An 18,648-nucleotide genomic window follows, 5' to 3' on the forward strand; every position below is an offset into this window, starting at 1 on the left:
ATACGATGAAGCCTATTGTTTATCTGACAAAGAAGATTCCAAAAGATGTAGAGGACTATATTGCTGAGTATTGTGAAGTCCGTAAATGGGAAGGCACTCCCCCGATTCCACGTCAAGAATTGTTAATGCAGCTACAGGATGTGGATGGCTTACTGACAACGGGTGGAAGCATTGATGATGAGCTTCTAGAGCATGCACCGAACTTAAAAGTCGTTAGTAATGTCTCGGTTGGCTATAACAACTTCGACATTGAAGCAATGAAAAAAAGAAATGTGGTTGGCACGCATACACCATACGTTCTTGATGACACAGTGGCAGACTTAGTGCTTGCCTTAATGCTAGCTTCAGCAAGAAGAATTCCTGAATTAGACCGCTATGTGAAAGAAGGAAAGTGGGCAAAGGACAATGATCGCTCCTTATTTGGTGTCGATGTCCATCATGCAACTGTAGGTATTATTGGAATGGGACGAATTGGCGAAGCGATTGCCAAAAGAGCGATTTATGGCTTTGATATGAATGTGCTTTATTATAATCGCAGTCGAAAAAGGGAAGTCGAAGAGTATCTTGGTGTAAAGTATGCCGAGCTCGAACTATTACTCCAGCAATCAGATTTTGTTGTGCTCATGACACCGCTAACAGATGAAACGAAGCATTTTATGAGCCATGACCAATTTGATCTTATGAAGGAATCGGCTTTTTTCATTAATGCATCAAGGGGAGAAACAGTTGATGAAGAAGCATTAATCAAAGCGCTGCAAAATGGAGAGATCAAGGGTGCAGGATTAGATGTTTTTTCGAAAGAGCCTGTTGATTCTGATAATCCATTATTACAATTGGACAATGTTGTCACAGTTCCGCATATTGGCTCTGCGACGACGAAAACACGAGATGACATGGCTTTCGTTGCTGCAAAAAATCTCGTAAGTGCTCTGAAAGGCGAAGAGCCAGAGCATCTTGTCAAAGAATTTAAGTTAGGGAAATGATGAAGGAGGAGAAATATGAATACAGTTACTTTTTATAAAGAGAATCAGCTTGTTTTAGGGGTTAAAACAGAGAAAGGAATCATCGATGTAAAGGAGGCGACGGGAGCATTCCCTACTATAGAAGCTGTTCCTCAAACGGTATCGGAATTAGTATCTTCTGGAGAAGAAGGGAAGCGTGCGCTTGAAGCATTAGTCGAGCAAGCGGTCAAAGAACAAACAGCTCTATTAAATGAAAATGAATTAACGTTTGGTCCGTCTGTTGATAACCCGCAGAAAATTATTTGTGTTGGCTTAAATTATAAGCGTCATGCTGATGAGATTAAAATGGAATATCCGAAAACTCCAATTCTATTTAGTAAGTTTGCCAATGCGTTAGCAGGTCATAACGAAGAAGTGGTGCTTCCTCCTAATGGAAAAGAGTACGATTATGAAGCAGAGCTTGCCATTGTAATCGGCAAAGTTGCAAAAGATGTGAAGGTTGAAGATGCTTTGTCCTATGTGTATGGCTATACAAATGGAAATGATTTATCAGCTCGTGACTTTCAATTTAGAACCCATCAATGGTTACTTGGAAAAACAGTTGATGGCTTTTGCCCAATAGGCCCGTCACTAGTTAGTAAAGAGGAAATTGACGATCCAAATAATCTTTCCATTCGCTTATCCCTTAATGGAGAGCTTCGCCAAAACTCGAATACGTCTGATATGATTTTTAATTGTGCTGAAATTATTAGCTATATTTCACAACATATGACGCTTTTACCTGGCGATATTATTTTAACAGGAACACCAGAAGGCGTGATCATGGGTGAGCCAGAAGAAACACGTACGTGGTTAAAAGCAGGAGATGAAGTAACGGTAGAAATTGAAAAGCTAGGTTCGTTAACAACGAAATTTATTTAATCCTATTTAATTGACTCTAGAGTATGTCTCTGGGGTCTTTTTTATTTTTATTTAACTCCTATTTATCATGTATAAAAAGCTTGCTATTCGGAAAAAATGGGGTGTAGCAAACTTGGTGATTTTCCTCATTTGGAAAGAAGGAAAAGAAGCCTCGGGACGACTATCAAATTGAGATGGAGGTCGGATGGGGATGAATAACGTTCTGTCCATTATCGTAAGTCTATGCCTCGTGTTAAGTGTGATGACACCAGCGGCAAGTGCAGCAGAGAAACAGCAAGCAAAGTTAGCGGAAAAGGCATCTTCAGCCATCGTAATAGAACGTGATACGGGCGAGGTACTTTTTGAGAAAAATAGTCATGAGAAGCTACCACCCGCAAGTATGACGAAAATTATGACGATGCTTCTTATTATGGAAGCGATTGATAAAGGTTCACTTTCTTACGACGATAAAATCCGTACGAGTGAATATGCTGCTTCAATGGGCGGTTCACAAATATTCCTTGAGCCTGGTGAAGAAATGACTGTTTCAGATTTGTTAAAAGGAATCGCGATTGCCTCTGGAAATGATGCATCAGTAGCGATGGCTGAGCATATTGCAGGAACAGAGGAAGCATTTGTTGAGATGATGAACGAAAAGGCGAAGGAGCTAGGACTGAAAAACACGAACTTTATGAATACAAATGGTTTGCCAGCAAAAGATCATTATACGACTGCATATGATTTAGCGATGATCTCAAAGGAATTATTAAAGTATGAAGATATTACAAAATTTACAGGGATCTATGAAGATTATTTACGTCAGGATTCAGACAAGAAATTTTGGCTTGTGAACACAAATAAACTCGTTCGTTTTTACCCAGGGGTAGATGGCTTGAAAACAGGATTTACACGTGAAGCGATGTATTGCTTAACGGCCACTGCCGAGAAAAATGATATGCGAGTGATCTCGGTTATTATGGGAGCTCCTAGTCCAAAAGAGCGAAATGCTCAAATTACATCGATGCTTGATTATGCGTTTAGTCAATTTATGACACATAAGCTATATGATCGTGACCATATTCTAGCAGATGTTAAAGTGAGCAAAGGGGATAAAGAAAAGATTCCAGTCGTAACATCTGAATCAATTTCGATTTTAACGAAAAAGGGTGAAAAAATTGATGATGTTGTGGAGCGTCTAGAAATCGAAAAGGATTTACGTGTACCTATCTATAAAGGCGATGTGATTGGACAATTAGTTGTAGAGAAAAATGGAGAAACACTTGTTTCATCACCACTTGTCTCAGGTGATGATGTTGTCGAAGCGTCTTGGTGGATGATGTTTAAGCGAGTACTTTCGAAATTTGGAGCGGCTTAACACCATTTTTGACTAGTTAGTGCGAATGGCGACTAGTTTTGTCAGTGAGCAGGAAGAGCGATGAGAAAAGGCGAAACTCTCAACTAGAAAAGGAAACACAACGTGCTTGTGAAACCAACTATGAGGGAGTGAAAAATGTGAGCTTACAAATTGATTTAGAACGCAAGGGAATCGTTTTACTTGTTCGTCTTGAAGGTGAACTGGACCATCATGCTGCCAAAGAGCTACGTCAGCAAATTGAAGATGATATAATCACTGGCCAGGTCAAGCACATTGTCTTAAATCTTGAGCAACTTACGTTTATGGATAGCTCGGGTCTTGGTGTGATTTTAGGAAGATATAAGCAAGTAACAGCAAATGGCGGTGAAATGGTCGTCTGTGCCATTTCACCTTCCATAAAACGCTTGTTCGAAATGTCGGGCTTGTTCAAGATTATTCGTCTTGAAGAAAATGAACAATTTGCTCTTAAGACGTTGGGGGTGGCATAAATCATGAATAATAATGTGATGGATTTACAGTTCTCTGCCCTAAGTCAAAATGAGTCGTTTGCTCGTGTAACGGTTGGTGCATTTATTGCGCAATTAGATCCAACAATGGACGAAATGACAGAGATCAAAACAGTCGTCTCAGAAGCTGTTACAAATGCAATTATTCATGGTTATCACAATCAACCTGACGGAATGGTATACATTCATGTGACACTCGAGGATGATGTAATTGAATTAATTATTCGGGATGAAGGCCTTGGTATTCAGGACATTGAGGAAGCTCGTCAACCACTTTATACGACAAAGCCAGAGCTTGAACGTTCAGGTATGGGATTTACGATTATGGAAAATTTCATGGATGAAGTGGAGGTCGTATCTGAACCGATGATAGGTACGACAGTCTATTTGAAAAAAACTCTTACAAATAGCAAAGCTATCTGTAATTAAGGAGCTTTGCCTATGGATGTCGAGGTAAAACGACAAAGAAAGAAAGAGGCTCCGTTTACAGATGTGGAAGTAAAGCAGCTCATTGCCAAAAGTCAGGATGGAGATCAGGAGGCGCGAGATTTAATTGTCAATCGCAATACGCGTCTTGTTTGGTCGGTTGTGCAGCGCTTTATGAACCGTGGGTATGAAGCGGATGATCTTTTTCAAATTGGGTGCATCGGGCTTATTAAATCGGTTGATAAGTTCGATCTATCCTATGACGTGAAATTCTCTACGTATGCTGTTCCAATGATAATTGGTGAAATTCAACGCTTTTTACGCGATGATGGAACCGTTAAAGTCAGTCGTTCGATAAAAGAGCTCGGTAATAAAGTTCGAAAAATGAAGGATGAAATGACGAAGACGCTTGGCAGAACACCGACTGTCAATGAAATTGCGGAACAGCTGGAGATAACACCAGAAGAAGTCGTTTTTGCAGGAGAAGCGAGTCGTTCTCTTTCGTCCATTCATGAAACTGTTTATGAAAATGACGGTGATCCCATTACTCTACTTGATCAAATTGCTGATCAAACAGAAACTAAGTGGTTTGACAAAATTGCCTTAAAAGAAGCGATACGAGACCTTGATGAACGAGAACGACTTATCGTCTACTTACGTTATTACAAGGATCAAACGCAATCAGAGGTTGCAGAGCGACTTGGTATCTCGCAAGTACAAGTATCGCGCCTTGAAAAGAAGATTCTTGAACAAATGAAGCAAGATATGGGAGAGCCTTAATGATTACATGCTGATTTAAAGCACTGGTACGTCCAATGCTAATTGAATCAGCTTTTTTGTTTATATAATGATTATGCTTTCGTTTTTTTGTATTGCATTCTCATCGTATTGCAATGCAAGCCTTCATGAAAAGAAAGGAAGCTGATAAGGTCAGGTACCGTTGAAAATGCTTCTCCACGTAGCTCAAACGCTTTCGCTATCGGAGCATCTGCATGATTTTCAAATAGATTCTTAGCAGATGCTAACTGCTTACTTGATAGTTCAGCGATTTCCTCAACTGTTGGAGGCTCATCTGTCCAATCAGCAGGACTCGTTCCTTTATGGAAGAACGTTTCATAATGAGAGGGAATCACTTGTTCATAATGATCAGAGTGACGTAATACACTTTCGGCAATAACAAGAACATGACCTGCATTCCATCTGAGCGAATTATTAAATCCATCTGGAATCGTATCAACTTGCGTCTCTTTTGCAGCAGCAAGGATTTGCATATTAGCAGAACGTGCAAAGGCAAATGGTGAATAGGTCATCAAGATCACACTCCATCTTTTATATTGTTAATCAGTAATAGTGTACCGAATTTTCAGTAAAAAGAAAACGTTTTCGACTTAGTGCATTTTTGATACAGCTCTTTTGTTATTCTACTCATGAGGCAGTAATGTTGAAGAAGGATTTGGATTTTTTATGGTAAAATAAAAATGTAGGAGGGGATTGAATTGAAAAAATTAATTATTGGCATTATCGTTTTGTTTGCACTTTGGTTCGTTTTACCGTTTTTTGGCATAAATACATCATATATAATACCATATGTAATAGAGTGGTCTACAAAGTTCATTCTACCTTGGCTAGTATTATATTGGCTAGTAAGGTTAGTTAAAGCTTTTGAAAAAAATAAATAATTTCCTGAACTAACGGGGGTGCGTTTCTATAATAAGTGGAGACGCTTCAAGCTCAAGTTATAGATTTAATTCTTCAAATTCAACAACAGGAATACAATATATCGATAACAAAGGATGACCAGCCCGATTTGTTTACCATAGAAGAGTATTATCAGACTGCTAATGGTAACTTTTGGGTTGCTCTTTATGATAAAAAAAGTAGTTGGTACAATCAGTCTCTTAGACATAGGGAATAATCAAGTATCATTAAGGAAGATGTTTGTAAATAAAGAGTATCGAGGAACAACATATAAAACTGCAATTCTTTTATTAGATACTGCTATTTAACGGGATGTTTTAGCACAACAAGAGCTGACGCTTTATTCAACTCTTGGGCAGGATTATTCAATAACTAGTTGTTGTTGTAATAAGAGGGAATTTTATTAAAAAGGGGGAGCGATTTGAAAAATTTAATTTTCATTTCAATCATTATGATAACGGTCTTGCTTGCCGCATGTAGTAACGAAGAAATTGTGAGTGACAGATACACGTTTATAGGTGAAGGTGAGTATTGGGAGGCTGAATATGTTTTTGAGAGTGAAGAAACACAGAAAGAGAAAGATGGAAGGACAACATATTCTACTAATAATAGTGATGTATTTAAACTCACCTACAAAGGGGCCGTGGAAGATATGCAATCAATAGAAAAAATAGAATATAACTATAAAACATCAGCTGGAGGTGGTGGTGGAAGCAGAGAGTTTAATGAACCACCCACTGATATTACATTAAGGTCATATAGTAGTGATAATGGAGCTAAAGTATATGAGGAGGAAATCATACCCGTTATTGTAAAATGGGATGGTTTTGAAGAATCATTTGAGTTAGTAAATAAATCGGAATAAAAACAGTCTTATTAAATTAACGGATGCTTTTCTTGATTAATCGAAATATCACTGTCGTTGTTCTGCTAACGAGCTGGTTAATAGAAAAATATTGGGGGATTTTAATTGGAACTAATCATTGGAACAGCTATTGTACTTATTGTATTTTTTTCATCAAGTATCATCGAAAAAAGGTTAAAATCTATTGAAAATCACAATAAACGTGTAATAGAAATCTTAGAAGAAATAAGAGATAAGAAATAATAACGTTATTGAAGTAACGGGAGGGGGGGCTTTAGCACAAGAACTGGAGCTGTTTAAATGGCAGTTTCTTTTACTTATAATACGAAGCAGTCTTTTAGAATTAGAAAAAGGAGATGGCGTAATATTTTAGAAACTTTATTTGGTATCATTATTGTTTTGTTCATACTGGCGATGTGCTTTTTAATGATGTATTGGGGAGGAAACCAAATCTATAAAACTACACTAAAGCCAAAAATAAACAGTGATACAGAGTTAAGAAAAGAATTAGATACGTTAAAAAAACGAGTAGAATTGCTTAAAGAAAATTAAATAACCAATGAAAGTAATCATCTAATTCGTTATTCGAGCAACAGGCGCAATTCTGCAGAATGAATTGTGTTCTTTCTTTATGCAAAGGGCCAGATTGTGGAATAACTTTTATATTGCGTAGTAGACTCATACTGCGCAGCAAAGAACTTCATCTTTGGGTGACTTTGTGAAAGAGTGTACGTAAGCGAAAGGGCAGAATAGCTGTAGAGGCAAGATATGAAGTAGGTAAATCAAACTACGATTCAGCTGGCGCATTTCTTTATAGAATGGTTTTTTCCATGAACTTATTAAACATTTCTTCTGTTTATCTATTAAATTAGCTACGTAATCCCTAAAATATATTCTTCACTTTTTTGAAAGAATTGATAGATTTTCTGAATAGATTTAAGGTTAAGTGGGAAAAAGCATACGGGGGAGGAGTCTGTATGCAGATATCAGCGTTTGCATTTGCCATAATACTAGCATGTATGCATATCTTTGCTAAGAATATGCATTTTATACAAATCACTCCTAGAAGTCGATTCCTTTCATTAGGTGGTGGTGTATCTGTTGGATATGTATTTCTTCATATCCTACCTGAATTAAAGGAACATCAAGAGTCAATAGAACATCATGGAATTTTACTTTCTTACCTTGAACATCATGCCTATTTACTGGCAATGCTTGGTCTCATATTATTTTATGCCTTAGAAAAAGCGGCCAAAGAATCTCAGAGAAAAAACCATCAAGACACAGGGGAAAATCAACCAACAAAAAGAATCTTCTGGCTACATATTAGCCTCTTTTCATTCTATAACGGGCTTATCGGATATTTACTCATTCATAGAGATTCAGAAGGGTTATTAAGTTTGATTTTATATGTAATTGCTATGGCCTTACATTTTATTGTCGTAGATTATGGCTTACGTACTCATCACAAGGTTATCTATAATCGCATTGGTCGATTTTTGCTAGCTTTAGCTGTATTGATGGGATGGGCAATCGGTGTCATAACAGAAATACCCGAATCAGTTTTAGCCTTATTTTTTGCATTTCTATCTGGTGCCATTATATTAAATGTTTTAAAAGAGGAACTACCTGAAGATCGAGAAAGTAGTACTTGGGCATTTTCATTAGGAGCAATTGGATATATAGCTTTACTATTACTTATTTCTTAACATCAGATACAAAGGTGTATATTATAATGGTAACAATTTAGAACTATTGTAGAAGTGTTTTCTTTAAAGGGGAAATTCAGTAAACAAGGACCGTTATTTAAAACAGGATCTTTGCTGCGTAGTTCAACGATACTGTTCAATAGGATATTCAATAATCGGGCGCAATTCTGCAGTATGAATTGTGTTTTTTCTTTATGTAAAGGGCTATGATTGTGGAGAAATAGCTACCGATTTTACAGAAGTTAAATTAGTTTAAGATTAGTGGTGGTGAACCGTAGCACAAGTTACATATTTTTAATACTCCACAATCGGGCCATCTTATGGAATAAGAATATCAAACAATACTTGATATTTATATAAATTTTGTGTGAGATTGTGAAGGAAGATTTTATCATTTTTATAACAGCCTCCTTTGGTTCAGGAATATTGAACTTCGCTACCTGATAATTGAGATTTTCTTCATCTGGAGACCTTTAAATTAAATTTCGAAAACAATCTTTTCAATCATCTTTTCGTATAGAAAACATGTTAAGAACATGCACCAGAAAAAATATAAATCATATATAAGTGATATCCCGTTTGAATCCTTGAGGAGGATATTATGAAACCTATGTTACCTAGTGAAAAATATTTCGGTAATTTAGAACTAGTTTATGCATTTTATGGGGCTATGCCTACAGGTGTTACTGTTTCAGAAACCGGTCGTATTTTCATTTGCTTTCCGAAATGGGGAGACGATGTTAAATTTACGGTGGGGGAAATTGGTGAGGATAAATTGCAGCCTTATCCTAATTTACAAACCAATTTGGTTAATCCCGAGAATATCACAATGACATTCATCAGTGTCCAAAGTGTAGTTGCTGATGGAAGGGGAACGCTCTGGATATTAGATACAGCGGCACCAAATTTTTCTGAACCTATTAAAGGGGGGGCAAAATTAGTCGCGGTTGATTTAGAAACCAATACAATAAGAAAAGTATATACCTTTACAGAAGATGTTGTCCTGCCTACAACTTATCTGAATGATGTCCGTTTTGATTTTCGTGTAGGAAAAGCAGGTTATGCCTATATAACGGATTCTTCTTCAAGAGGACCAGGAGCTATTATCGTCGTAGATTTATCAAATGGAAACGCGTTTAGAAGGTTAAATGGGGCAAATTCAACTTCACCAGATCCCTATTTTTTACCGAAAGTAGAAGGTGAAATTTTGATGAATCGAAATCCAGATGGTAGGGTTTCGCCCTTTAGATTGGCTTCTGATGGTATTGCGATTTCTCCCGATGGAAAGGTTTTATTTTTTTGTCCACTAAGCAGTCGTCATCTGTTCTCGATTTCAACAGAAGCCCTAAGAGACAGAAATATACCGGACACGGACTTACAATATCATGTTGAGTATTTGGGGGAAAAAGGGGCGTCTGATGGAATGATCACAGGTGCAAAAGGAAGTGTTTATGCTGGAGACTATGAAAACAACAGTATCCGTAAGATATTGCCGAATGGCATAATGGAAACAATCGCCCATGATCCGAGAATTTTGTGGCCGGATACTTTTTCAATTGGTCCGGATCAATATTTGTATGTCATCGTGAACCAGTTACATCGGCAGGCTAGATTTCATTATGGAAAAGACTTACGACACAAACCTTATAGTTTACTTCGTATTAAAATTGATGAATTTCCTGCTCCCACTTTTTCATAATAAAAATCGTCAATTAATTATTTTCATTATATAGAGTAAAACAAACACAATTAAGCAGAAGTATTTACTTCTGCCTTAAAACTTAAAATGGTTTAATAGGAACAGTTAATTTGGTGAGTTTAAACTGTTCCTAGAAATTTTTTATAATATCGGTAAGTTCAATGCTGTATTGATATTATTTAAATCCAAATTAATCTGTTCGTTTGTATCCCAAGCATGATACCATCCTTTTTCTACCATATATGAGGATATTTGTTCGTGCATATCAAGAGCTTCCACTAAATGGCGAGTGAGCATTTCTTTAATTTCCGGTGTTCCTGCCTCCGTAACTGCCATGGCATAATTTTTAATTCCACTTTTAGCTGAAATGAGTAAATCCATTGTAACCACTTGATCCGATAATGCGTCCATGCCAGTTATAGTTTCAATGATTGGATTCATGTTCATTCACCTCCTAATTTACTGTTAGCGTTGGAAAGGATAGAAGCATATTCTTGTAATTGTCTCGTAGATACATCAATGTCTTGCTGCATAATATCTTTTAATAGCGGATCTGTAACTAACACTTTCATCGTTTTGGATTTAGTTAAACAAGTGGTCTTAAATGCAGCCATCTCATGGACCTCAAGAACTTCATGTAAGGCGTAGTTCATTTTTTATACCTCCTTCCTTAAGGTTTCAACACGACTTTTATACATTCATCCATTTTTGTGTCAAAAATCTCATAGCCACGCTTTGCTTCACTAAGTGGAAGTACATGACTCACGACATCTCCTGGATCAATTTTTCCTGTCGAAACTAATTCAAACATATAGGGCATATAGTGAATCACAGGTGCTTGCCCAGAGCGAATATTGATATTTCGCTGCATAATATCTCCAAAAGGGAAACCATTATATCTGCCGCCGTAAACGCCAGTAACTTGAATTGTCCCGCCTTTACGCACTGCTTGTGAAGCCATGATAAACGCACTTAATGCTCCGCCTTGAAGCTTCATTCCGCTCGCAAGGAACTCCATATCAGTCATTTTACCGTCCATACCAACTGCATCAATGACAACATCAGCCCCGCCCTTCGTTATTTCTTTCAAATGCATTCCCACATTTTCAAAGTGTTCGAAATTTACAATTTCAACTTTGTTGGTACGTTTGGCGTGTTGCAAACGATAGTCTACATAATCTACGGCAATGACACGCTTTGCTCCTTTTAGCCAACAGAATTTTTGAGCAAAAAGACCAACCGGACCACAGCCAAGAACAATAACTGTATCTCCATTCTTCACGCCTGCATTGTCAACACTCCAAAAACCTGTGGTCATAGCGTCAGCGATAACGGATAATTTTTCATCTGGTTCTTCACAGGTTTCTGGAACCTTAAAGTGTGTGAAATTGGCAAAGGGAACACGTAAATATTCAGCCTGGCCACCAGGATAGCCTCCCGTTGTACCTGAATAGCCGAAATACGCACCCATATCCCCATTTTCATTCGAGTTATCACATTGGCTTTCTAAATGGTTTTTACAATAAGTGCATTCCCCGCAGGCAATGTTAAAAGGAATAATAACACGATCCCCTTTTTTTACTTTCGTAACATTTGGTCCAACCTCTTCAACAATTCCCATCGGTTCATGACCGATAATATAGTCTTCCTGCATATTTGGAATCATTCCATGGATTAAATGTAAATCAGATCCACATATAGCTGTACTCGTTACTTTAATAATCATGTCATCTGGTTTTTCAATCTTTGGATCTGGAACTTCTTTGACTACAACATTTTTAATACCTTGATACGTTACTGCCTTCATTGGTTACAGCCTCCAGTGTTAGTGATCATCAGGTGTCCGGTCAAACATACCTTTTCTATTGGTCTCAACAGGAAATAGATTCATTTTGCCAATCATCAATGTGTTGTTGGCAGAGAGTTGATCTAGTTTATATTGTTCACTTAGTTCGTATGGATGGAACCATTTTTTATTAATCATTAGTTCTGTAATTTCTTGGTGCATGGCAATACCTTGCATTAATTGGTTTCGTAAGAGGGTTCTAACATCAGGTGATACAGACTCCGTTAATGCGACAGCAATATTGCGCACACCTTCTTTGGCACGAAGAAGTAAATCCATCGCAAATGTAGTATCTGCTAGCTCGGGTACGTGTAGCGAGTTTATAGGATCTAAATAGTCATTGTTCAATGAATTTGCCTCCTTTTTAATTTATTATTGGTGTTGGCCGGTTTTGAGGAACAGGAGATTCAAAAGGTGCCCGTTGATAAACTGCCTGTAATTCTCCAAGCGCTTGCATGGATTGTTCCACATCTTTTTGCATTAATGCTCTCAAATCATCATCAAATACTAGTCCCTGCATTAGTTTTGATTTCGCTAAGCAAAGGGTTTTAAAGTTAATAACTTCATGTAAATCCAATGATTCATGATCGGCTAATTTTTGATTATCCATTTCTAATTAACCTCCTTATTCTTTAATACAAACAATTGTATTGTTCCAAAATAGGAGGGAAACATTCTTTAATGCTTTTTATAAAATTTGTAAATTATCTTAAATAGTTGGAATTGGATAAAGTAGGGAAAATTCATCTATTGTGATGGCTGAGGGTTCTTTTATCAAGTAGCTAAAAAAATATTCAACCAGAAATATTTGGTTGAACTTATAATACGAAAGGAAGAAGAAATACCTCATCCTTTTTACTCTTATTATTGATTAAGAACCTTCGTCTAAGAAAAATCGTATTTATTATTGAAGAAACGTCTTATAACAGACATTGAAAATATGACCAATAAAAAGGAAAAAGAAATCGAATAAAAGTGGTTTTCCAATTCCACCCTTTTTTATACTTAACAAGCTGTGTATTTTTTTCTAGCCATAGCTCAGTAATAGTCATTGGTACACTGAAATACAGAATTTTTAAAAGGCACTGAAGGATGCGAGAATCCTTAGTGAGTTGATTATAAAAGACACAATTACCAGATGGATTGCATGTCTTTTGATGATTAACTCTATGTCAGAGGTGGTACATCCTAATGGCTGTAATCATGCCTCCTACTATTTTCATAACCTTCTTACATTATCAATATAGATACAGTTAATTTTATAATGAAAGGACTGATTTAGGAGTAATTTCGACAAAGTTAGTCAAAATGTTTTGTTACTTTCTTGCATTTTTTTAAGATGGAATGTAAAAAGGGATGCTGTTGCAGCTCTTTTTGATATTCTACTAACAGAGCAGCTTAGTGCAAGAAGGGATTCATTAAAAGATAAAGTATGTGGAGGAGTAGTTTATGATATTAGTGAGTTCTTGTTTAGCAGGGTTAGAAGTAAGGTACAACGGTACACATCGTTTAAATAATAAGATAAGTAAATTAGTAGAAGAAAATAAAGCGGTAACTATATGCTACTAATGAGGCAGGATAATGGAAGAAGACTTTTGTCACAGGGTCAGTAATTAAGTTTTAATGAATTAATGGAAGGGATTTAAATGACTAATTGGGGGGATTTAATAAATGAACGATAATGAGAAAAAACAACAACCACCATATTACGCAGTCATATTTACCTCACAACGAACTGATGGTGACAATGGGTATGGGAAAATGGCTCAAGCAATGGAGGAATTAGCTCCACTGCAACAGGGGTTTTTAGGGATTGAAAGTGCAAGAGACAGCGAGTTAGGCATAACAGTTTCATACTGGGAGTCTTTAGAAGCCATTAAAAACTGGAAAGAAACTTCAGCTCATAAAATAGCTCAAGAAAAAGGGAAGCAAGAATGGTATAAAAATTATGCTGTTCGAGTTTGCAAAGTTGAGAGGGATTACTATTTTAAAATGTAAACCTTATTGAACGAACGGGTGCTTGAGTTCAAGAGAGAGTTGCTACGGCAGCTCCTTTTCTTATTAAGCTAACGGGCAGGTTAGTGGAAGAAGAATTGAAGGGAGATGGTTAGGTGGCAAAATGTGGAGAACACAATCAACCGACACGTGGAGAGGTTCTCTTCTACTCGACTTATGCAACAGCAGCAAGAGCGTTTTTTTCATTCCAACTAAGTGCAAATGATTATAAATTTAGTTACGCTGGCTATTTTGCATTGTTTGTAAGAAGTAATGTTAAAGTATGAAAACAAAAAAAGGTGGTTGTTTTTTGAAGCGAAATAACGATTTTAAAAATATGAAATTTGGGTCTCTTATATTACAATTTATTCTTGTATGGATAGTGACTTTTTCTTTTTTTGCATTTATCCAAAGTGTCTTGGGTATAAACATGAACTTCTTTTTTAGTGCTACTCTACATATTGTAATTATTCTTCTAATTATTCGAAAGTTTAATAAGCATAGGATTTCTTTAAGACAAATCACAGGAGATTTAAGTTTACACAAACTCCCGTGGTTGAAATTATTCAGCATTCAAGCTCTTTTAATTGTATTTGCTGTACTTTCTATTATTGCGATTTTTTTCATCATTGGTCTCTTCGACTCTAACTTCTATAAAGAACTACTTACAGAAGAAATAACTCATACTAACAATTCCGCTCAACTAATTATTTTAACGTATATATTAAGTTTTACATTAGTACCAATCATGGAGGAGCTTTTGTTTAGAGGGTATCTTTTTAATAAATGGGGAGAAAATTTTGGAATACTGAAGGCAATGATTTTTTGTTCTATTTTGTTTTCTTTGTTACATTGGAACACAGGGTTTATATCTCATTTTATACTAGGTGTTTTTTGTTGTATGGCATATGTAAAGACGAAAAGGTTAATCGTTCCAATGCTATTACATGCAGTTAATAATATCATTGCAGGAACGTATATGTTATTTCCGACCGAATTAGACACCACTTATGAAGAGGAGGCCCTTACACAATTTATAATAGAGATGCAAATTGCCTTTAAGATAGGTGCTTTGCTATTTATTGTATTAGTACCGATTGTGTGCTACGTACTTTATCGATATTACAAAGGATTACCTAAAGTAACACCTTATCAGTTAAATCAAAACCAAAATATTTAAATTATAAAAATAGAAGTATTGCCTGACGTATTTGCAATGATTAGAGGATTGCTTTTGGGTATATTCAGAGTGCTATTCTTTGCATTTATGGTCATTATTATTTGGTGGATTATTCAATTATTCTAGGTCAACTTTTCAACTAACGGGCGCAATTCTGCAGAATGAATTGTGTTCTTTATTTATGTAAAGGGCCATTTAATTGAACAACACCTCAAAAATTTGGATATTTAGTGGTGAAAATCAAGTGGAATTGTGAATAAACGAACTTAAACGAACAGTTTAATTGAATAATATGGGAAAAAGGGAACTTGCCATAGAGCAACAAGCAGTAATTTAAGAGAAAGGTGATACTGATTGTATTCCATAGAAGGAAATGTTAGTCTATAAATATGATAATGAGAGGACTGATGGAAGGACTATGATTAACTAATCTATATTATAATTTGAAATGAATATCTTCAAACTACAAAATATAGGGTTAGTCCATCCATTTTTATAAATCAGTTTATTATTTCATTTGTCATGATTCCAATGGCAAAAAGAACTTATTTATTATAATTAAAAGACTAATCCTTCCAATTACAAACTGGGAGGATTTTTATTCTCTCATAACTCAAATTATTATTAAATTCCTTGAATCTAATTAAATAAAGGAGAGAAAAATGAGCGATTCAGACACGATCGTTACGCATGTAGCACTCCGTATAAGTCGTTAATATCCATCAAACTTATACGGAGAAATTTAAAATAGATGGATTACCGACTTTGTATAAAAAGTAAAAAAGGGTTGATATACAAAGGAGGAATAATCATGTCAATGATACAAGTTCAAGACTTAACTTTTTCTTATCCAAGTAGCTATGACAATATATTTGAAGGGGTTAGCTTTCAAATCGATACGGATTGGAAACTTGGATTTATCGGTAGAAATGGACGAGGTAAAACAACATTCTTTAATTTACTATTAGGGAAATATGAGTATAGTGGGAAAATCACTTCTTCAGTAGAATTTAATTATTTTCCTTATCCAGTCTCGGATCAAAGCAAGTATACCTATGAAATCTTAGGAGAAATTTGCCCACAAGCAGAAGATTGGGAACTACTTCGTGAAATATCCTTTCTTAATGTGGATATAGAAATTATGTACCGACCATTTAATTCATTATCAAATGGAGAACAAACAAAGGTGTTGCTTGCTGCACTGTTTTTAAATGAGGGTCAATTTTTATTGATTGATGAGCCAACCAATCATCTAGATACTGAAGGACGTAAGATTGTCTCTGATTATCTAAGGAAGAAAAAAGGATTTATTTTGATTTCACATGACAAAAACTTTTTAGATGGATGTGTAGACCATATCTTATCTATAAATAGAGCAAATATCGAAGTTCAAAGTGGCAACTATTCTTCTTGGAAGTTAAATTTTGATAGACACCAGGAACATGAAGAGGCAACAAATCAGCGTCTACAAAAAGACATAGGGAGATTAAAACAGTCTTCAAAACGCTCAGCAGGTTGGTCTAATCAAGTAGAGTCTTCCAAAAATGGAACAACAAATTCGGGTTCCAAATTGGATAAGGGTTTTGTAGGACATAAGGCAGCCAAGATGATGAAGAGAGCAAAGAGCACTGAATCCAGACAACAAAAAGCGATTGATGAAAAGTCAAGGTTGCTAAAAAATGTCGAAAAAACGGAATCCTTAAAATTAGAACCATTGAAATTTTATTCAGATGAATTGATTGTCTTGACTGATGTGTCTGTTAAGTACGATGGTCAAATTGTAAATAAGCCAATTAGCTTTAAAGTTGAACAAGGTGATCGAATCGTACTGAATGGAAAGAATGGAAGCGGAAAAAGTAGTATCCTAAAATTAATTCTAGGAAATTCTATAAAGCATACAGGTACAATTAATGTAAGTTCAGGCTTAATCGTTTCCTATGTTCAACAAGATACTTCTCATTTGAAAGGGCTGTTATCGGACTTTATTGAAGAGTATGAGATTGATGAAACGTTATTTAAATCCATCCTACGTAAGATGGATTTTGATCGAATTCAATTTGAGAAAGATATATCTCATTATTCTGGTGGACAAAAGAAAAAGCTACTTATAGCCAAAAGTTTATGTGAAAAAGCTCATTTATATATTTGGGATGAACCGTTAAATTTTATTGATATTTATTCGCGAATGCAGATAGAAGAACTTATTCAAAACTTTAATCCCACAATGGTGTTTGTTGAGCATGATCAGGCATTTCAACAAACAATTGCAACAAAGATTGTATCCATGTAGTTTAATATGAGGAAAATGAAGATATAGCGAGTGAATCAGGTAGTTAAACTAAAGAATGAGTTAGTTAAAGAAAAATTAAGTGAGTTATTCCATTAAAGGGCGCAATTCTGCAGCAAGAATTGTGTTCTTTCTTTATGTAAAGGGCCGATTGTAGAAAAGTGCAACGAAAGCAAAGGTTAATCCGTATTTAAATTAAAGAGTAGAGGGATTCCCCAATAAGTATGCTTAACGCAGTCATGGAAAATAAATCCGAATCGGGAAAGGTGGGTATATAATGCCATATTTAAAAGTTAAAGATGGTATAGATATATTTTATGAGTGTTATGGTGAAGGAGAGCCATTAGTCTTTATTCATGGATTAGGCGCTTCATCCGATATGTATAAGCCACAAGTAGAATATTTTCAAGAATATTTCAAAGTAATCTTACTTGATTTAAGAGGTAATGGGAAATCAGGTTTATTAGAATGCGATGTGGAAAGTGTTTTAAATAAACAGGCGGAAGATATTAAAGGGCTTTTAAAACTTTTAGAAATCCACTTAGCGACATTTATTGGTGTTTCATATGGTGGGGTTTTAATTCAACAAGTAGCAATCAAATTCCCAGAAATTGTTAAATCACTTATTATAGTCGATAGTTTTTGCGATACCTCAATTGATTCCTATCAAAAACTATTTGCGATGGTAGGAGCCAATCAAACATGGATTTTACATACGCCCAAAAAGTGGTTAGCGAAATTAACGAAATCCTCTTATAAAAAATGGCCCGAAGCATGCAAAGAGATGGAAAATATTATCCTTAATATGAGGATATATGAAACGAAACTCCAAAGGAAAGCAATAAATAGAATTAGATTTAATGATAAGTTATCAAAGGTTAAACTTCCTGCACTCTGTTTAGTAGGTGACCATACCAATTTGGGTAAAAAAATGATGGAACAAGTATCGGGTTGCATTCAAAATTCAGAGCTAAAGGTAATCAAAAATTCTTTTGATCCTAGTAATCTTTGTCAGCCCATGGTTTTTAATAAGATAGTTCATAAATTTATTTCTAATTCATTATAAATTTTTCAGCAATCGGGCGCGATTCTGCAGAATGAATTGTGTTCTTTCTTTATGTAAAGGTCAGATTGTGGAGGATCTTTCCTAAAGATAATTGGATATTTATGTTAAAATAGATGAGGATTGTGAAGGAGTCT

23 protein-coding genes and 3 pseudogenes are annotated in these 18,648 nt (G+C 35.7%); 19 read left to right on the top strand and 7 right to left on the bottom strand.

Going from position 1 to position 18,648, the window contains the following annotated elements; genetic code table 11:
• Nucleotides 1–5 precede the first annotated feature (5 nt).
• The 6 genes from IQ10_RS06560 (at nt 6) to sigF (ending at nt 4,949) form a co-directional block, all read left to right on the top strand.
• Nucleotides 6–983 (top strand): 2-hydroxyacid dehydrogenase, encoded by a 978-nt coding sequence (locus tag IQ10_RS06560; protein ID WP_144449675.1) that lies wholly within the window; start codon nt 6–8, stop codon nt 981–983.
• A 15-nt stretch (nt 984–998) separates the two neighbouring features.
• Complete coding sequence (locus IQ10_RS06565; RefSeq protein WP_144449676.1) at nt 999–1,883, top strand: fumarylacetoacetate hydrolase family protein; 885 nt, start codon at nt 999–1,001, stop codon at nt 1,881–1,883.
• 190 nt (nt 1,884–2,073) lie between these two features.
• A complete protein-coding gene (locus IQ10_RS06570; protein ID WP_144449677.1) occupies nt 2,074–3,237 on the top strand; it encodes a D-alanyl-D-alanine carboxypeptidase family protein in 1,164 nt (387 codons plus the stop codon).
• A 137-nt stretch (nt 3,238–3,374) separates the two neighbouring features.
• Nucleotides 3,375–3,725: an anti-sigma F factor antagonist gene (gene spoIIAA / locus IQ10_RS06575; protein ID WP_144449678.1), complete on the top strand. Its 351-nt coding sequence runs from the start codon at nt 3,375–3,377 to the stop codon at nt 3,723–3,725.
• 3 nt (nt 3,726–3,728) lie between these two features.
• Nucleotides 3,729–4,172 carry an anti-sigma F factor gene (gene spoIIAB / locus IQ10_RS06580; RefSeq protein ID WP_144449679.1) on the top strand — a complete coding sequence of 148 codons (444 nt, stop codon included), beginning with the start codon at nt 3,729–3,731 and terminating at the stop codon, nt 4,170–4,172.
• A gap of 12 nt (nt 4,173–4,184) precedes the next feature.
• Nucleotides 4,185–4,949 carry an RNA polymerase sporulation sigma factor SigF gene (sigF, locus tag IQ10_RS06585; protein ID WP_144449680.1) on the top strand — a complete coding sequence of 255 codons (765 nt, stop codon included), beginning with the start codon at nt 4,185–4,187 and terminating at the stop codon, nt 4,947–4,949.
• A 71-nt stretch (nt 4,950–5,020) separates the two neighbouring features.
• Here sigF and IQ10_RS06590 read toward each other — a convergent pair whose 3' ends face one another.
• A complete protein-coding gene (locus IQ10_RS06590) occupies nt 5,021–5,479 on the bottom strand; it encodes a DinB family protein (protein ID WP_144449681.1) in 459 nt (152 codons plus the stop codon).
• A 186-nt stretch (nt 5,480–5,665) separates the two neighbouring features.
• Between IQ10_RS06590 and IQ10_RS06595 the strand changes: the two genes are divergently transcribed.
• The 7 genes and pseudogenes from IQ10_RS06595 (at nt 5,666) to IQ10_RS06615 (ending at nt 10,140) form a co-directional block, all read left to right on the top strand.
• The gene (locus IQ10_RS06595; RefSeq protein ID WP_242009773.1) at nt 5,666–5,848 is read left to right on the top strand and encodes a hypothetical protein; all 183 of its coding nucleotides are present in this window, start codon (nt 5,666–5,668) and stop codon (nt 5,846–5,848) included.
• Between the two features lie 35 nt (nt 5,849–5,883).
• Nucleotides 5,884–6,172: pseudogene (locus tag IQ10_RS18360) on the top strand (GNAT family N-acetyltransferase); the annotation flags it as partial.
• 116 nt (nt 6,173–6,288) lie between these two features.
• On the top strand, nt 6,289–6,732 hold the full coding sequence (locus IQ10_RS06600) for a hypothetical protein (protein WP_144449683.1): 444 nt from the start codon (nt 6,289–6,291) through the stop codon (nt 6,730–6,732).
• A gap of 105 nt (nt 6,733–6,837) precedes the next feature.
• On the top strand, nt 6,838–6,975 hold the full coding sequence (locus IQ10_RS18170; RefSeq protein WP_199757390.1) for a hypothetical protein: 138 nt from the start codon (nt 6,838–6,840) through the stop codon (nt 6,973–6,975).
• Between the two features lie 57 nt (nt 6,976–7,032).
• Nucleotides 7,033–7,284, top strand: coding sequence for a hypothetical protein (locus tag IQ10_RS06605; protein ID WP_144449684.1), 252 nt, complete (start codon nt 7,033–7,035; stop codon nt 7,282–7,284).
• 425 nt (nt 7,285–7,709) lie between these two features.
• Nucleotides 7,710–8,441, top strand: coding sequence for a hypothetical protein (locus IQ10_RS06610; RefSeq protein ID WP_144449685.1), 732 nt, complete (start codon nt 7,710–7,712; stop codon nt 8,439–8,441).
• A gap of 601 nt (nt 8,442–9,042) precedes the next feature.
• Nucleotides 9,043–10,140: an L-dopachrome tautomerase-related protein gene (locus tag IQ10_RS06615; protein ID WP_144449686.1), complete on the top strand. Its 1,098-nt coding sequence runs from the start codon at nt 9,043–9,045 to the stop codon at nt 10,138–10,140.
• 141 nt (nt 10,141–10,281) lie between these two features.
• Here the strand turns inward: IQ10_RS06615 and IQ10_RS06620 are convergent, their stop codons facing one another.
• From IQ10_RS06620 to IQ10_RS18760, 6 genes and pseudogenes are all read right to left on the bottom strand, one after another.
• On the bottom strand, nt 10,282–10,581 hold the full coding sequence (locus IQ10_RS06620) for a spore coat protein (protein WP_144449687.1): 300 nt from the start codon (nt 10,579–10,581) through the stop codon (nt 10,282–10,284).
• Between the two features lie 2 nt (nt 10,582–10,583).
• Complete coding sequence (locus IQ10_RS06625; RefSeq protein ID WP_144449688.1) at nt 10,584–10,793, bottom strand: hypothetical protein; 210 nt, start codon at nt 10,791–10,793, stop codon at nt 10,584–10,586.
• Nucleotides 10,794–10,810: 17 nt separating this feature from the next.
• Nucleotides 10,811–11,947, bottom strand: a complete 1,137-nt coding sequence (locus IQ10_RS06630; protein WP_144449689.1) for a zinc-dependent alcohol dehydrogenase — start codon at nt 11,945–11,947, stop codon at nt 10,811–10,813.
• An 18-nt stretch (nt 11,948–11,965) separates the two neighbouring features.
• On the bottom strand, nt 11,966–12,334 hold the full coding sequence (locus IQ10_RS06635) for a spore coat protein (RefSeq protein ID WP_144449690.1): 369 nt from the start codon (nt 12,332–12,334) through the stop codon (nt 11,966–11,968).
• A 16-nt stretch (nt 12,335–12,350) separates the two neighbouring features.
• Complete coding sequence (locus IQ10_RS06640) at nt 12,351–12,596, bottom strand: spore gernimation protein GerQ (RefSeq protein WP_144449691.1); 246 nt, start codon at nt 12,594–12,596, stop codon at nt 12,351–12,353.
• Nucleotides 12,597–12,906: 310 nt separating this feature from the next.
• Nucleotides 12,907–13,104, bottom strand: a pseudogene (locus IQ10_RS18760) (CBO0543 family protein); the annotation flags it as partial.
• A gap of 331 nt (nt 13,105–13,435) precedes the next feature.
• On the opposite strand from IQ10_RS18760, the pseudogene IQ10_RS18365 reads away from it, so the two are divergent.
• The 6 genes and pseudogenes from IQ10_RS18365 to IQ10_RS06665 form a co-directional block, all read left to right on the top strand.
• A pseudogene (locus IQ10_RS18365) lies at nt 13,436–13,549 on the top strand (2-thiouracil desulfurase family protein); the annotation flags it as partial.
• Between the two features lie 108 nt (nt 13,550–13,657).
• Nucleotides 13,658–13,984, top strand: coding sequence for an antibiotic biosynthesis monooxygenase family protein (locus IQ10_RS06650; RefSeq protein ID WP_144449692.1), 327 nt, complete (start codon nt 13,658–13,660; stop codon nt 13,982–13,984).
• Nucleotides 13,985–14,097: 113 nt separating this feature from the next.
• Nucleotides 14,098–14,268 (top strand): hypothetical protein, encoded by a 171-nt coding sequence (locus tag IQ10_RS17985; protein ID WP_158640000.1) that lies wholly within the window; start codon nt 14,098–14,100, stop codon nt 14,266–14,268.
• Nucleotides 14,269–14,411: 143 nt separating this feature from the next.
• Nucleotides 14,412–15,161 carry a CPBP family intramembrane glutamic endopeptidase gene (locus IQ10_RS18550; protein WP_277877949.1) on the top strand — a complete coding sequence of 250 codons (750 nt, stop codon included), beginning with the start codon at nt 14,412–14,414 and terminating at the stop codon, nt 15,159–15,161.
• An 811-nt stretch (nt 15,162–15,972) separates the two neighbouring features.
• A complete protein-coding gene (locus IQ10_RS06660) occupies nt 15,973–17,451 on the top strand; it encodes an Lsa family ABC-F type ribosomal protection protein (RefSeq protein ID WP_144449875.1) in 1,479 nt (492 codons plus the stop codon).
• 274 nt (nt 17,452–17,725) lie between these two features.
• Entirely contained in the window at nt 17,726–18,514 is a 789-nt protein-coding gene (locus IQ10_RS06665; RefSeq protein WP_144449694.1) for an alpha/beta fold hydrolase, read from the top strand.
• Nucleotides 18,515–18,648 lie beyond the last annotated feature (134 nt).

The organism is Halalkalibacter nanhaiisediminis (genome assembly GCF_007830185.1).
Taxonomy (GTDB): Bacteria; Bacillota; Bacilli; order Bacillales; family Bacillaceae_D; genus Halalkalibacter; species Halalkalibacter nanhaiisediminis.

Coding starts and splice junctions, on each gene's coding strand:
- IQ10_RS06560 (WP_144449675.1), top strand. CDS start 6: ATGAAGCCTATTGTTTATCTGACAAAGAAGATTCCAAAAGATGTAGAG.
- IQ10_RS06565 (WP_144449676.1), top strand. CDS start 999: ATGAATACAGTTACTTTTTATAAAGAGAATCAGCTTGTTTTAGGGGTT.
- IQ10_RS06570 (WP_144449677.1), top strand. CDS start 2,074: ATGAATAACGTTCTGTCCATTATCGTAAGTCTATGCCTCGTGTTAAGT.
- spoIIAB (WP_144449679.1), top strand. CDS start 3,729: ATGAATAATAATGTGATGGATTTACAGTTCTCTGCCCTAAGTCAAAAT.
- sigF (WP_144449680.1), top strand. CDS start 4,185: ATGGATGTCGAGGTAAAACGACAAAGAAAGAAAGAGGCTCCGTTTACA.
- IQ10_RS06590 (WP_144449681.1), bottom strand. CDS start 5,479: ATGACCTATTCACCATTTGCCTTTGCACGTTCTGCTAATATGCAAATC.
- IQ10_RS06605 (WP_144449684.1), top strand. CDS start 7,033: ATGGCAGTTTCTTTTACTTATAATACGAAGCAGTCTTTTAGAATTAGA.
- IQ10_RS06610 (WP_144449685.1), top strand. CDS start 7,710: ATGCAGATATCAGCGTTTGCATTTGCCATAATACTAGCATGTATGCAT.
- IQ10_RS06615 (WP_144449686.1), top strand. CDS start 9,043: ATGAAACCTATGTTACCTAGTGAAAAATATTTCGGTAATTTAGAACTA.
- IQ10_RS06620 (WP_144449687.1), bottom strand. CDS start 10,581: ATGAATCCAATCATTGAAACTATAACTGGCATGGACGCATTATCGGAT.
- IQ10_RS06625 (WP_144449688.1), bottom strand. CDS start 10,793: ATGAACTACGCCTTACATGAAGTTCTTGAGGTCCATGAGATGGCTGCA.
- IQ10_RS06630 (WP_144449689.1), bottom strand. CDS start 11,947: ATGAAGGCAGTAACGTATCAAGGTATTAAAAATGTTGTAGTCAAAGAA.
- IQ10_RS06640 (WP_144449691.1), bottom strand. CDS start 12,596: ATGGATAATCAAAAATTAGCCGATCATGAATCATTGGATTTACATGAA.
- IQ10_RS06650 (WP_144449692.1), top strand. CDS start 13,658: ATGAACGATAATGAGAAAAAACAACAACCACCATATTACGCAGTCATA.
- IQ10_RS18550 (WP_277877949.1), top strand. CDS start 14,412: ATGAACTTCTTTTTTAGTGCTACTCTACATATTGTAATTATTCTTCTA.
- IQ10_RS06660 (WP_144449875.1), top strand. CDS start 15,973: ATGTCAATGATACAAGTTCAAGACTTAACTTTTTCTTATCCAAGTAGC.
- IQ10_RS06665 (WP_144449694.1), top strand. CDS start 17,726: ATGCCATATTTAAAAGTTAAAGATGGTATAGATATATTTTATGAGTGT.